Below are 14286 nucleotides of genomic sequence, written 5' to 3'. Positions count from 1 at the left end.
CACACCTGCCCCGTTAGTTTAATTACTTCAACAAAAAAGTGCATTAATCCTTCTTAGATCAACGCACCCTTTAGTTTAAGAATTAAATTTATTTCGAATACGTTTAATCAACGGGGTCACCACCAAAAACTTTTGAGGTAAATTCCCAAGTTGCCCTATCTTCTGCTAATTGTCTAAATTGCTCTGGTTCAACCCAATCTTCAGGTTTAAATTCGTCAATATGTACAACTTCCAGATGATTTGTACCTTCTTTTGCATTTATTTCTTTTACAATTTCAACATATTGTTTGTAATAATCTTCTTTTTGTTCTTGAGTTAAATCTAATGGAGTTACTGATACAACTTCTTCTTTATTCGTATCAGGTAAAGTCTCAACTTCTTTTGCTTGTAATTGTTCTTCTACTTCCTCATTCGCACTACATCCAGCTAACATAATAGTTCCAAGTAAAATCCCTGCGTAAAGATATTTTTTCAATATTCTCACTCTTTCATAACGTTATTTTACCATAAAAAACCAATTGATGTTCAACTAATCTACCCCGTTAGTAAAAGAAGCGACTGTTCTTATTGAACAATCGCCCCCTATAGTTGAATACCACGCTATTCTTTAAAGGCACTTCCTGGGACATTAACTCTCTTTGATACAAAGAAATATACGAATACATAAACAAATAAACTTCCAATTACAAGAGAGTATATTTTAAAAGCAGAAGTATGAATGAACATTGTGAAAAATAGAATGAAAAATTGTACATATAATATAACCAAGACAAACTTTAAGAAAGAATCATTCATCTGGGAGTTAGAAATGGGATAGAGTAATGCACTTTGTTTTATTTCATGTTGTAAAGGGATTACTTGAAATCCAGTCATAAATAAAATGAGGAGATTAAAAATCCAACCATTTGTTGGCATAGCATAATTAACAAATATGCCAATTACAGTTAGTCTTAAATAAAGGTAAAAGTAATCATTATATCTTATAAACAAGTGTGAGTATAAATACACAAATATGTTGCTTTGACTATGCGGGATACACCTTTTTAGAATCATAGTGAGTAAACGTCTATTCCGAAAAGAGCGTTTAAGATTAGGGACATCCATGAAAATATTAATAAATTTAAAGTTTCTCAATAAGGCACTTTCTTCTTCATCTATTAGCCATTGCCAATTCAGGTTTCTTTTTTTTACTTTGAAATAAATTAAATAGACGAAATTTAAACTCAATAAAATAAGCCCATAAATCCAGTCATTTTTAAACAAAAAATAACACATTAAATATAGTGAAAAAAACCTAATTAACCTATGTAACACAAATTGTACATCGTTCTCTACCCATTGTTCCGTCCACTTCATAAAAATGTTATAAGCAACAATCCCCACTATAAAAAACAGGATGGGAAGATTTATATTTGTTGTGTGTAAAAATAGGGATAAGAAAACAGTAATGAAACTAAGCAATTTAATAGCATCAATAACAAGACTATATACAAGTGATTTAATAAAATACGACTTTAATTTCACTTCTAATGGCAATAAAAATAATATATCTGCCCTTTTAATAAATGTACGAACCTTTGTCCGTATTAAAAGGAAGGTTACAAATAGGGATAGGATTGCTTCAACAGATATTTGCTGTGGCATCCATTGAAGAAATAAATAAAAATAATAAATAAGGATACTACCAATGACCAAAAAGAAATAAACAACATTCGCACCAATGATTGAATAGTATCTGAACATCTTCCTATAAAATTCCTGAACCCTTAAACTCCATAATGTTTTTGTATCCATAAATACACCCATACTTTCATGCATCTTCCCAAAATATAGAATGCACCAACTATTTCATCTACTCTCACTGCAATGTATGAATTGCTTTGCCCTGAATTCATTTCCTAATACGAATCATATATCTTAAACTTCTTCCAGAAACCTGCTTACATTAGCTGAAGTATATTGTTTCGCAACCCACACTAATATTAACATAAATTCCCATCCCTTTGTTTAGAAGAGTTATTCCATTAAACTGCCCCGTTAGTACAACAAGAAAAAGCTGCCCTCGTGACAGCTCTGATCTTCAACTATTGCATCAGTTAGTTAAAAAACTGAATAACTCTATTTTCATCTACTAAACTTTTTGAATGAACGTACTTAGTTCTTCTTCGTTATTGTTACTTTCTTTTTTAAAATTCTTTAATATATTTTTTTATATCATCTTCCGTCTTGATGGTGTTTAATTTATCACTTGGAATTGTAATGTAAAATGTTTTGGGTTTTTCTTCTTCTTGTTCTTGTTCTTTTAAATCAAACGTTAATTCGATATTTCTAATCCCTTTCTCGTTTACTTTTTGAATGAAAGAAAAAACTTCTTTAATCAGTGCTTCTTCAGTTTTGCTAGAATGTTCCTCTTTGAAATGAATAACACTATTGATGCCTGTTTGAACATCTTTGTAACTCGGTACGTCTTTTTGTATATCTTCTAGGTTTCCTATGCCATTCACAGGATATACACCATAACGATCAACAGAAAGAGAATCAAAAGAACTATCTATTAATGGGGTTAGGTCCTCTTTTACTTCTTTTTCCCAAACTGCTTCTGGATAGTAATCATGTATTGCATTATCGCGTCGTTTCTCAGCACTAAATGAAAATTCTTTATCATCTCTTAGTTTGAAAATTGTTCCGTAATGATCAAATTTAAAATTAAAATAAGATTCTTCAATGTCGACCTCAATGTCGTATTTTTCTTCAACATACTGTTTTAATTCGTTTGAAACTTGTGTCTTTTTCCACGGAAGCCCATTGAAAGAAACATAAATATAAAATATAAAAGCTACTATTAATAACAAAACAACTAGTAGGATAATTTTTTTCATCCTAAATCCCCTCCTTGTCATTCATATGCGAATCGTGTCTCTAATTCACTGTTATTTACTGTTTTTTTCCCAATATCCGAACCCGTTAGATAAATAGTGTTATTTAACATATCAAATTTAAGTGTAATTTTACACCAATTATATTAAATACTTCCATAATTGTAAATGTATTTTATTAAACTATCCTGCCCCGTTAGCCATCCATGAAGCGAACAAATCATCACTTCACCACAGAGAATGAAAATATCCTAAGATGTCTATAATGGTTCTTAACACAGTTTATCAATCTATAGATCAATGAATAGCAGCTCTCTTTTTTTTTACGAAATAGGAGGGTCTTCTTTGATGTTGTCTCTTTTTGTAATTAGAGAAGTTTATTTTCATGGTAGTTCAATAACTTCAACAAAAAGGGTGCATTAATCCTTCTTGGCTCAACGCACCCGTTACTTTAAGTACCATTCTTCACAAACTCTTAATTTTCTAATAAAACATTGAAATCATTAACATGAACTGCATTTCCAGTAATTTGTACATCATATGATTCACCATTCTTAGAAACCAGTACTCCTACCCGACCATCTTTTTCAATCTCATGCCCCTGCTCAACTACAAGAGTTAGTGATTCTTTAAAGTTCTTATTTATGTATTTAGCATAAAAAGCACCCATTACCCCCGAAGCAGTACCCGTTACTGCATCCTCGATAGTACCTGAATACGGTGAAGAGAAGTGTCGAGAATGCATGTCAGCATCAGAGTCATAAGTTTCTGTACAAAATGGGTGAACAGATGATTTAGGCATTTCCTTCAAAATTGTAGGAAAATCTTTATTATTTGGTTTCATTCTTTTAAAAGCATCTAAGTTTTTTATTGGGATCAATAATGTCCATGTACCTGTACTTCCATATAAAACAGGTAAGTTTTCATTTATGTCGGTTTCTTGTAATCCTATCGAATTAGCCAAATCTTTTTTTGAACCATTGAATTCTACAAATTTTGGTGGTGCCTGGTTCATCGTGATAATAATTTCATTTTCAGTAGTCGAATTAATAGTTATGGGTAAAATTCCTGCCCTTGTTTCAATTGTTAATTCTGTTTTTTCACCTAGTAACCCTTTAGTTTTTAATGCATAAACAGTTGCCATTGTTGCATGACCACACAAATTCATTTCGTGACCTGGCGTAAAGAAACGTATTCTTAGGTCTGCCACTTCCGACTTAACTGGAAAAGCAGTTTCATTAAATCCTACTTTAAAAGCAATTTCTTGCATCTGTGCATCTGTTAGTTCATCCCCGTTTAAAACTACTCCCGCAGGATTCCCCATATTAGGTTCTTTACTAAAAGCATCATAATGATGAACCTTTACGTACTTCACAACACATTCCCCCAATGGTGATATTAAAAGCTCTTTATAATTCTAATAATTCTACCATTTACTACTACTTTCTTGTGGCATCGCCATATAAATTCAATAATTCTTCTTCAAGTAAACTGTCCCTTTAATTAAAGTATTCAACAAAAAGGACGTAAATCTTTTAATGGATTAACGCCCCCGTTAGCCATCCATGAAGCGCAAAAATCAGACCTTTACCACAGAGAATGAAGATTGGTTAGTTTATGTCAATACTGATACTGACCTTGATCCAGTTAACTAATCCATATCCATGATTTGCAGCTCTCTCAATTTTTTAAACACATGAGACGGGTTTTCTTTGGTATTGTCTTTTATCGAGGACAGATAAGTTAATTTTCATGTTAGTTGAAAAAGAAAAAAGAGACGCATATTAAACAATCCCCGCCCGATTGTGGAAAATCATTAAAATAAAGAAAAGCAAGTTGGAAACTTATAGGATTAAGAAACTTCGATTATTTTATGCTGTGTTATTATTAAATAGTGTTATTCTATGACATTTGTTGGTGTTGCTACTTTTACAATAATAATACTGTCATATGCTTCATTCGGTGTCATTTCAATCGTGTAAAACGTCTTTAAAGTCTTGTACCACCAGCGGAAATCATCCCCAATATTCGCCATTTTTTGTTCCCTCGAGATGATATCCAATAACTCATCCGACTTACTTGCTTTTTCAAAATCAACATAGAAAACATTTGACTCCACTTCACTGAATGCATCAACTAAATCATTGTGATTCTCCAGTGTATGAATTTGTCTTTTACCAGATCCACCATTTTTCGCCTGAAACTCGCTGCTGATAAAATCAGTACCAATTGCAAAGTATTCTTCACCATATAACTCATCTAAATAATTTCCCATCGATTTGTAACCAGCTAACGATGCAGACGTTTTTTCAATGTGCCCATTATGTCCGGTTATGAATATGTTATCGTGACCTCGCTCTGCTTCAAATTCAACAATCCATTGTAAATTATCCGCCAAATATTGATCACGAAGATTCGTATAATCTCCTTCGTTTAAAAATAACTGTGTACGCTGTTTCATGATTTGCGCATATTGTAAAGCAAAGAGATAGGCTTCAGTAGACGATTGTTCCACGTAAATCGCTTCATTTGTTTGCAGGTCTAAAATGATATTTTCTATTGTTTCATCGATTTCGTTCAATTGCTCCGTCGTTAACTCACGCATATTATCATTTGAAACATGTTCCAGCTGTAATGCATATTTTTTGAATGCATCTGCACTAACAACTTTATAATAGTCAAGCACGCCTTTTTTACTATAGTCATAGCGTTGCATATCATTTCCATAAAAATAAACTTTCCTGTCATCGCTCACCGTCGCGTTATAATCATGCATCCATTGAACAAGATCAATCATTTGTTCCGTTTTATAAACACTATAATCAAGGGTGCTTACTGCCTCTTCTGCAGTACCAGTTCCATTTAAAATGAATTGATTAATTTGCTGTCCGCCTCCAAAATCACCTTCTAAGACAAAAACACGGACATTTTCATTGTTTACCAATACTTCAAAAACGTCTTTTTTCAACTCTTGAAATTCAATATTTCCATGTGTTGCCTCACCCAATCCGATCACCTTTATATCATCTGGAATATCGATTTGTTCAATGGTTGATATGTATTGATCTGCTCCATCAACTGTTTCACCAGTCCCGCATCCAGATAAGAAAAAAAATAGAGAAATTGCTACAATTAATAAAGAACTCTTTTTTATAATAATCATTTTTATATCCCTCATATTCTCTGATTTTATAAACCCTTCAATTCCATACGGAATTGTCTATCTTTTACCAGAGTAATTTGCGTCCATTCTTAATTTGTGATAGAAACGTTTCGCACCTGAATTGCGCCCGATTCTGCAAGATTTCAAAAACGTTTATTTTTCTGTTTAAAAATCTCATATCAATGCTTTATGCTCCGGTTTTTTTAGCATTTTAACGCTTACAAAAATACCTAACACCAAACCAACAATAATAAAGCCAAGTGACGTCCATTGCCCCCCTGTTAAGTGGAGAGCAAACCGGTCGGAATCTCCCCTGAAGAATTCGAGGGAAAAACGGACAGCGCCATACAAAAAAAGATAAACACAGAAAAGCATTCCCTTGGGTAGCTTTTTACCAAACAAATACAATAATATCGCAAAGACAACAAAGTCAGCCTGTATCTCCCAAGAAATAGCCGGCCAAAGTAGTTGATCTCCATATGTATTGTAAGCAATAGTGCCTTTAGGATAGGTTATACCGAACTCACTACCAGTTGGCTTACCAAAAGCATCACCCGCAAAAAAGCACGCAATACGTCCAATTCCCATACCCAGCATCATTGCTGGCGACAGGTAGTCAGCAAGATCTAGAAAATCCAAGCGATGCTTAAAGCAATAAATAATTAGAGCAGCAGCTCCGCCAACAATTGCTCCCAATACTGAGATCCCCCCTTGCCAAATTGCAATTATCTGACCCGGATGTTGCATGTAATAAGGCCATTGGAATACGAAAACATGCCATAATCTTGCACCGATAATGGCGCCTATTACAGCCCAATAGATAAATTTATAAATATGATCGTAATAAATTGTTTTTCTCGTTAATGTTAGAGCGACTCCAAAGCCTAAAAAGATAGCAATAACTGATATTACCGCATGGCTCTGAACGGTATACCCAAATATATTAAATAGGTCTTTATACATCCAAATACCACCCTCCTGCTTATTCTAAAATTCCAATAGTCCTTCGATTAAATGGCCCGATAAAGAAATTTAGGGCGCTTCTTTTTTCCAATTAAAGCGCCCGACTGTGGTAGATACATTATCCTCAATTGCTTCTTTGAATTAAATCAAGTTCATAATTAACCTCCTCGCATTATTTTTCTTTTAACATTGAATACTTTCGATAAGCTTTATAGAAACTGCTACCAAAGAAAACAACCATAAGGGCGGGAAGCAACCTCAAAAGGGCAAATGGAGTTTCAAATAAAAATGCTTTCCAAAATAATGCACCTTTCATACTCCAAAGACCTTCATGGTATAATCCCGAATTGTTGAAGAGCATATAAGTAAAAACCAATAACCACATACCCAAATAACCCATTAATCTTTTATAATAATTACCCATTGATTGGCGGTCTGAGAAGATTTCATTTTGACCATCATCTTCTTTTTGCCAATATCGAATTCCACTAAGCCAGGAGCCATTTATATATATCCAACCGAAGTCTTCATATATCCCTTTGTAATCTTTGAACTTTTTCTTTGATAAATAATCTTGATAATCCAGTCGCATCACATATCTCTTGTCGTTTTTTTCGAAAGTGTATATTCCTAATCCATTAATATTTGTACAACGATAGCCTTTTTGTAATTGCTCGTTTAGCCATTGCTCCTCTTTTTCAATATCAAAAAATATCTTAAATTTCTTCATTCGATTCACTTCCTTCGTACAGGGATAAAATATGCAATAACCTGTTTTGTTCCATCTTTAAAATTGCGCTTCCTTCTGCAGTTATCATATAAACTTTTCTCCTACCTGACTCTCCAACAGGTTTAATCCAACCATGCTTATTCAAGTTTTCAATCGCACCGTATAATGTACCAGCAGCTAAAATAACGGTTCCATTACTCATTTCCACGGTTTTTTGCATCACAGCATAGCCATGAAGTGGCTCACGCAGAGCTAATAAAATATAATGCATGGTTTCAGACAACGGTAATAATTTATGTTTCATATCCTCACCCTCTATTCAGTTCGACTACATAGTTCAACTTAACAATAACATAATACAGTTCAACTGAATAGTCAACAACATTTTCAAAATTTGTCAAAGGAACTTAAAGTAAGAAGCTTGATAACAAGGGAAAAATCAATTTAAAAAAGTCCCTTTCCTTACGTAAAGGAAAGCGACTTTTGGTGTATTCATATTCAATTAAATGGCCTGATTTTTGAACACAAGTTAAACATCGATCTTCAACTAAACTGCACCTATAGTTTAATAACTTCAACAAAAAAGTGCATCAATCCTTCTTGGATCAATGCACCCTATAGGTAAAATTCTTCAAAAATTACAGGAAATTAATAAAAAATAAATTTAACACTCGCTTATAGGGAGATTAAAATAAAGGAACTAACTAGTCTCTATTGATTGAAATATTTCTTCCTTGTTTTCCACTATTCTAGCTACTTTCATTTTAACACGAGGAACACCATCTTTTTGATAATAATCATTTAATATTTGTTCGACTTCATTTTTCTCTGTTCCAAGTATATTCAAAAAACTAACGTTAAAAGAAGCACCGCAATATGTGGTGCTACCTAAATATAAAAATAGCCCAGCTATTAAACTGAGCTAATTCCTATGTTTATTTTAAGTTTTTATTGTTCTTAAGGCACCGGTTAATGGAATAAGTATACAATACTTATTTTTCTTGTCCAACCATGAGTTGTTTTTATCTATTATAGGTCAGAAATCATTCCGCCATCTACTACAAATTGAGCTCCAGTTGAATAGCTAGAATCGTCAGAGGCAAGATATACAACTAAATTAGACACTTCTTCTACTTCAGCTCTTCTTCTAAGTGGAATATCTTGTTCAAGTTGCTTAAGATATTCTTCAACATCTGGTTGGTCAGCCATAGGTGTTTTAATAATTCCTGGATGTACAGAATTTACACGGATGTTATATTGTCCAAGCTCAGTAGCAGCACCTTTTGTCATACCAGTTACAGCATGTTTAGAAGCACTATAAGCAATAGCCGTTGGCGCACTTACTAAACCATCTACGGATGAAATGTTAACAATAGAACCTACGCCAGCTTTTTTCATAGAAGGAAGTACTTTTTGCATACCTAAGAATACGCCAAGCTCGTCTACTTTGAATGTTAATTCGAAGTCTTTTACAGTTAGTTCTTCTAATGTTTTGAAGATACCAATTCCTGCGTTATTTACTAACACGTTGATAGGACCAAACGTTTCTTCTGTTTTTGCTACAACTTCTACCCAGTTCTCTTCACTAGCAACATCTAATTTAAGAGCGATTGCATTTTCTCCTAATTCATCAGCTAGTTTTTGCGCACCTTCAAAGTTAAGGTCAGTAATCGCTACTTTCGCGCCTTCTTCCACGAATTTACGAACATGCATAGCACCCATACCTTGTGCTGCCCCTGTAATAATCGCTACTTTACCGTCTAGTTTACCCATGATGCATTCCTCCAATTTTATATAAAATTTTGGTACTATATATCAGGTAATTTTTAGTTACCTAATATACTTTATGTAACCATAATACCCTTCAAATTTGTGTTGGTCAAACAAAATATCTCGAATTCGAGATATTTTGTTAAAATTTTTTTCAGTCCAATTCTGAGATTCTCCTATTTACATTAAAAAAATTTTAGTAAATACTTATTTAAAGGTGAGCATTAATTGAGACAACTGAAAATCCCTGATTAGGAGATTATTTAACCAATGTTGATTAAAAGAAGAGAGCAATCTTCAAATATTTGTTCTTTGCCTCTTCAGCCTTTAAAAATGGGATTTTCGCTTCTATATCAACCATAAAGATTCCCCTATTTTTTACTCGGATAATAACTCGTATTATTGTACTAAACTGCCCCGTTAGCATTCCTGTAGATCGTTAAATAACAGGTTTGAAAAAAATAGAGCCCCTCAGTAAGATTATGAGTATAGACACCACTCTAACTCAATACTTAAGGAGGAAGCCCTATATGAATTTTAAAATGCAAGACAAACAAAATCAACTAATAGAAAGAATTTCTGATACACATCTTATTGTTGGTGTGGATATTGCTCAACAACTACACGTCGCAAGAGCAGTTAATTTCCGTGGAATTGTAGTTGGAGATCCTCTTACATTTCAAAATAATGAAGAGGGGTTTATTAAACTATTAAACTAGATTCAAGATTTAAAAAGGTTAAAAAACTTAGACTCAGCAATAGTAGGTATGGAGGGTACAGGCCATTACTGGCATAACCTTTCAAAATGGTTATATAACCAAAACATTGAGGTAGTAACAGTCAATCCACACTTAGTAAAAAGGAATAAAGAGAATCGTGATAATACCCAATCTAAGAGTGATAAAAAAGACGCGCTCGTTATCGCGGATATGGTCAAAAACGGGTACTATTCCTTTATTCGCACAACATAAGAATCATTTGAAAAACTTAGAGTTCTAATGTCTAATCGTGATGTAATTGTAAAACGTCTTGTAATGTCTATTAATCAAATAAATCGATGGGTTGATGTTGTCTTTCCAGAACTGCGACAAGTGTTTAAAGATGTTTCGTGCAAAGGGGCCATCGCAACCCTCCGTTTGTTTCCGACACCAAATGAAATATCTTTAATGGAGCCACTAGATGTCATGACGGGATGGAAATCATTAATGAAAAGACAACCAGGACTTAAAAAAGCTCAATTACTAATCAGTCTAGCAAAATCCTCTATTGGGACTGGACAAGCACTAGATGCTTATAAATTTCACTTAGAACAATTGTTAGAAGAATATGACCTAGCAGTAAAACAGCTCGAAAGAGTTGAACAACAAGTAAAAGAAGTTCTCATTCAAATACCATTCGCGAAGAAACTGCTTATGATAAAGGGTATAAGTGAAATCTCATTAGCAGGGATTTTAGGCGAAGCAGGTGATCTAACTGGATTTTCCCATGGAAATTCACTGTTACGTCATGCAGGATTACACCTAGCTGAAGCAAGTTCAGGTAAATGGAAGGGGCAGATTGTCATTTCGAAGCGTGGTAGGTCAAGACTTCGACGCTTCCTCTACTTAGCAACTATGAGCCTTGTGATGAACAATCCTGAGTTTAAAGCAATCCATTCCCATAATGTGGAGGTAAAGAAATTAAAGAAAATGAAATCAATCATGAAACTCATAGGTAAATTAGCAAGGATTTTAGTAGGAATAGCACGACGAAATGAGTCTTATAATCCGCATAAATTACAAGCAACAATCCCTTTAGCAGCTTAGGAAAAACAGATACTAAGGGGCTTAAAAAATATTAGTCTATATTTTTATCTTTAATCTTGAATGTTGTCTTATTCGTAGGATTTAAATATGTACGGAGTACCAGGTTTATTCAACAAAAGGGCACTGTGACCCATCCCGTTAGCATAACTGGCCTCCACCCCTTGGATAGGCATGACGAAGGAATGAGAGGGCATTTGACCCGTTGAGACATGGGAGGGAAAGCCTCCAGGGGTGGCGTGGAGATGTACATTATATGGTAAAATATGGAGTATTAACTAACTCCTTTATTTAACTATGCCTTCACGAAGCCAAAATGATCCGAACTCATTTCTATTACCCGTAAATCCTTTTTAAGGGTTATGAAATCCTGCGAATAAGTGAGCATTCGAGAGATATTCGTATCAAACTGAGGGAGTCGAATAAGAAAAAAGGATCGCCGCAGCAATCCATTCTTGTACCCTTGCACCAGTTAGTTTAGGTACATCCGGTCACAAACATAGATTTATTACAGAAATTCTGCCCCTTTAGCATATAAAAAATTTCAACAAAAAAGGGTGGACATCCATCCTGGAACATCGCACCCGTTTATTTAAAGGAAACGTTTCGCACAGTGCCCAATTTCACAAACCTTCTTTCCACCAATTAACGATGCGATGGCCAAGAACCTTGCATCTTCCTAATTTGAATAATTTGACCCGTATGATATGCATCGTGAAGCATTATATCTAAAAGCTTTTCTTCAAGGGAATTTTGTTCAAGCACTTCAGTGGTTGTTTTACTTAGTGCTTCTCTTAAACTACGTTGAACCTTATCTGCACGTTCAACGATAGCTATCCATTCCTTGTCGTCATTTAACTGTTCGGTAAGGTAGAATGTTTCATCACCATCAAGATTTTGTGTCCATTCACGGCCTTCTAAATTTGCTGTTAGTTTCTCTTTATAGAATATGAGATGATTAACATTTTCCCAAATTGTTTTGGTTGCCTCTCCTATAGGTCTCCACATAGCCTGTTCTGCGGTGAGTCCATCGATTGCAGGTTTTAACGGCGCATACCAACTCTCCTTGTCGAACGTAGTGTCTAGCATTCTTAAGAATAATTCAATTCGATTCATTCACATCTTCCTCCTTTGAAAAATTTTTCTAACATTTGGTATTTGTTCATACAGTGAAAAAATCCTTCCTAAAGCAACCTGCACCGTTGAATAACTTCAAAAAAAGGTGCATCAATCCTTCTTGGATCAAAGTACCCTTTAGCGACACGTTGCTTTTATTCGAATAGCCCTCTGAAGAATAAGTTCGCGGTCACTGGTTCCCGTCCAAGTTCCCTAGCCCATATAGACAACTGACCAATGTGATGTATTTCATGAGCTATGACATGCCGCATTATTTCCCCGTGCCTGAAGGTTTCACTTTGCCCCTCAGGATTAGTAACTGTAATGGATCGTGAGTCCATTTCATTCGTCCAAGACATTATAAACGGTTCAATCTCTGTGTGAAACTGGTTGGATAGTGCTTTCACTTTTTCTAAGCTGGCGTAGTCTTCAAAAGGTGGTTCTCCTGGATCTTGTTTTGTTTTCAAAAAATGAATCCAACTTCGTTCGACTTCCACGATATGAAACATGGTGTACAGGATACCACCGACTCCTCCAACCCGTTTCATAAGTAATTCCTCTTCTGGTACACCTTCGCACCATGTAAACCAATCATCTCTAACTTGCCAGTTGTACTGAAATAGCGTTTTCATTCTTAAACTCCCACCCATACGACAGAATTTTTAGACCACAACATCTGTAAAAATTCTACATTGACGTGCCCATTTCCTCTTCCGTCACTAAATTGCACCATTAGTTCAACAATGAAAGTGTTTTCATTTTATATTTTGCTCAAACTACAACAAAAACTATCTTACTCTCACATAAAATTTATACAACTCTAGTACTTTTCGATAAATTGATTGAAAAAAATATAGTTCTTATATCATAATAATTCTTACAGTAAAAAACATTTGTTCAAATTAAATGGTAAAGAGGCTCTGTTATGAATACTAAACAAGAACTTACTAAAAATATGGAATACCTAAGAAAACAAATGGTTGAACTAGGGACTAAAACTGGATTCTCATCTCCAGCCACTGTACAAAAAAGTCAAGAACTTGACAGACTATTGATGATTTTCTTAAAAGGTAACAATTCAAGCAGTTAAGTCTTATATGCTATATTTCGCAATTTTGATCATATCTTTACTTTCTTAAAAAAATCTATTAATAAATTCTATGAGGAAATTCTAGTAGATCCGAATAGAGGGACACCCCTCCGGCGTTGGAATTTCCTTTTTTTATCGAATTGCGAAATGTATTATTTTAAATCAACTTATATCCGTGTCGTTTTATTATTTGTTGAATATAATGTTATTGCTATTGCGACGACATGATAGCATCGTTTCAGGAGGTTTTACCTTGGAAAAGTAAAATCTCCCATTAGGAGTCCACTGCCTTGGAAAAGTAGTGGATTCCCACATTTATCACAGTTAAAATCCTCATATGAGGATACTTTTAAGACTATTACATTTGTTGTAATGGTCTCTTTTTGCTTCGCATTTTATTTCTACTTTGACTTAAAAGGAAAGTCTTTTCTTATTCAACTATCCTGCCCCTATACTTCAATAAAAAGGGGCGATCTCCTTATTGAAGAAACGCACCCGTTAGCACAATATCTAATTCATTGAGTAACTGCTCTGCTTTTCAAAAATTCATAAAATAGACTAAAACACAAATTAATTCCACTCAAGAGAAATCGGTTCAGAGGCGGCCACGGGCTACACTATTCATCCTCCCTCACCTCCACCGATCTCCTCGCTTCTTCACGTAGTGTTCAAACACAAAGCGCCAAGGAATGATGAAAGGAAAAATCAACACTAACAAGCAGGCGTAGGCCGTCGCCCAGGTTGATTCGTCCATTTTACCAGCTGACCACAGTGGG

The 14286-nt window shown here is 34.5% G+C and carries 12 protein-coding genes and 1 pseudogene; 2 read left to right on the top strand and 11 right to left on the bottom strand.

The window, feature by feature from the left end:
- Window positions 1-103: 103 nt before the first annotated feature.
- The 9 genes from V7097_RS18075 to V7097_RS18040 all read right to left on the bottom strand — a co-directional run bounded on the left by V7097_RS18075 (window position 104) and on the right by V7097_RS18040 (window position 9505).
- Window positions 104-475 (bottom strand): hypothetical protein, encoded by a 372-nt coding sequence (locus V7097_RS18075; RefSeq protein ID WP_335705038.1) that lies wholly within the window; start codon window positions 473-475, stop codon window positions 104-106.
- 125 nt (window positions 476-600) lie between these two features.
- Entirely contained in the window at window positions 601-1794 is a 1194-nt protein-coding gene (locus V7097_RS26040) for an ABC transporter permease (protein WP_438824251.1), read from the bottom strand.
- A 392-nt stretch (window positions 1795-2186) separates the two neighbouring features.
- On the bottom strand, window positions 2187-2879 hold the full coding sequence (locus V7097_RS18070) for a hypothetical protein (RefSeq protein ID WP_335705037.1): 693 nt from the start codon (window positions 2877-2879) through the stop codon (window positions 2187-2189).
- A gap of 472 nt (window positions 2880-3351) precedes the next feature.
- A complete protein-coding gene (locus V7097_RS18065) occupies window positions 3352-4251 on the bottom strand; it encodes a PhzF family phenazine biosynthesis protein (protein ID WP_335705036.1) in 900 nt (299 codons plus the stop codon).
- 522 nt (window positions 4252-4773) lie between these two features.
- A complete protein-coding gene (locus V7097_RS18060; RefSeq protein WP_335705035.1) occupies window positions 4774-6039 on the bottom strand; it encodes an erythromycin esterase family protein in 1266 nt (421 codons plus the stop codon).
- A 174-nt stretch (window positions 6040-6213) separates the two neighbouring features.
- Complete coding sequence (gene lgt / locus V7097_RS18055) at window positions 6214-7002, bottom strand: prolipoprotein diacylglyceryl transferase (protein WP_335705034.1); 789 nt, start codon at window positions 7000-7002, stop codon at window positions 6214-6216.
- A gap of 172 nt (window positions 7003-7174) precedes the next feature.
- Complete coding sequence (locus tag V7097_RS18050; RefSeq protein WP_335705033.1) at window positions 7175-7732, bottom strand: DUF2812 domain-containing protein; 558 nt, start codon at window positions 7730-7732, stop codon at window positions 7175-7177.
- Window positions 7719-8036: a PadR family transcriptional regulator gene (locus V7097_RS18045; protein ID WP_335705032.1), complete on the bottom strand. Its 318-nt coding sequence runs from the start codon at window positions 8034-8036 to the stop codon at window positions 7719-7721. The genes V7097_RS18050 and V7097_RS18045 overlap by 14 nt, the downstream gene beginning before the upstream one ends.
- Before the next feature lie 725 nt (window positions 8037-8761).
- Window positions 8762-9505: an SDR family NAD(P)-dependent oxidoreductase gene (locus V7097_RS18040; RefSeq protein WP_335705031.1), complete on the bottom strand. Its 744-nt coding sequence runs from the start codon at window positions 9503-9505 to the stop codon at window positions 8762-8764.
- A 527-nt stretch (window positions 9506-10032) separates the two neighbouring features.
- On the opposite strand from V7097_RS18040, the pseudogene V7097_RS18030 reads away from it, so the two are divergent.
- Window positions 10033-11307, top strand: a pseudogene (locus V7097_RS18030) (IS110 family transposase).
- 642 nt (window positions 11308-11949) lie between these two features.
- Here the strand turns inward: V7097_RS18030 and V7097_RS18025 are convergent.
- Together V7097_RS18025 and V7097_RS18020 are read right to left on the bottom strand one after the other, a co-directional pair.
- Window positions 11950-12420, bottom strand: coding sequence for a DinB family protein (locus V7097_RS18025; RefSeq protein WP_335705029.1), 471 nt, complete (start codon window positions 12418-12420; stop codon window positions 11950-11952).
- A gap of 155 nt (window positions 12421-12575) precedes the next feature.
- Window positions 12576-13052, bottom strand: coding sequence for a DinB family protein (locus V7097_RS18020; protein WP_335705028.1), 477 nt, complete (start codon window positions 13050-13052; stop codon window positions 12576-12578).
- A gap of 293 nt (window positions 13053-13345) precedes the next feature.
- Here V7097_RS18020 and V7097_RS18015 point away from each other — a divergent pair, with 293 nt between their 5' ends.
- Window positions 13346-13510: an aspartyl-phosphate phosphatase Spo0E family protein gene (locus V7097_RS18015; RefSeq protein WP_335705027.1), complete on the top strand. Its 165-nt coding sequence runs from the start codon at window positions 13346-13348 to the stop codon at window positions 13508-13510.
- Window positions 13511-14286: the final 776 nt, after the last annotated feature.

This window comes from Bacillus sp. JJ1562 (genome assembly GCF_036962705.1).
GTDB lineage: Bacteria > Bacillota > Bacilli > Bacillales > Bacillaceae_L > Ferdinandcohnia.
Note: the sequence above shows the minus strand (reverse complement) of the source record. Positions and strands in the feature narration are given on the sequence as shown.

What these genes read in the sequence shown, in the direction of transcription:
- V7097_RS26040 (WP_438824251.1), bottom strand. Translation starts at nt 1,794, where the DNA reads ATGGATACAAAAACATTATGGAGTTTAAGGGTTCAGGAATTTTATAGG.
- V7097_RS18070 (WP_335705037.1), bottom strand. Translation starts at nt 2,879, where the DNA reads ATGAAAAAAATTATCCTACTAGTTGTTTTGTTATTAATAGTAGCTTTT.
- V7097_RS18060 (WP_335705035.1), bottom strand. Translation starts at nt 6,039, where the DNA reads ATGATTATTATAAAAAAGAGTTCTTTATTAATTGTAGCAATTTCTCTA.
- lgt (WP_335705034.1), bottom strand. Translation starts at nt 7,002, where the DNA reads ATGTATAAAGACCTATTTAATATATTTGGGTATACCGTTCAGAGCCAT.
- V7097_RS18050 (WP_335705033.1), bottom strand. Translation starts at nt 7,732, where the DNA reads ATGAAGAAATTTAAGATATTTTTTGATATTGAAAAAGAGGAGCAATGG.
- V7097_RS18045 (WP_335705032.1), bottom strand. Translation starts at nt 8,036, where the DNA reads ATGAAACATAAATTATTACCGTTGTCTGAAACCATGCATTATATTTTA.
- V7097_RS18040 (WP_335705031.1), bottom strand. Translation starts at nt 9,505, where the DNA reads ATGGGTAAACTAGACGGTAAAGTAGCGATTATTACAGGGGCAGCACAA.
- V7097_RS18025 (WP_335705029.1), bottom strand. Translation starts at nt 12,420, where the DNA reads ATGAATCGAATTGAATTATTCTTAAGAATGCTAGACACTACGTTCGAC.
- V7097_RS18020 (WP_335705028.1), bottom strand. Translation starts at nt 13,052, where the DNA reads ATGAAAACGCTATTTCAGTACAACTGGCAAGTTAGAGATGATTGGTTT.
- V7097_RS18015 (WP_335705027.1), top strand. Translation starts at nt 13,346, where the DNA reads ATGAATACTAAACAAGAACTTACTAAAAATATGGAATACCTAAGAAAA.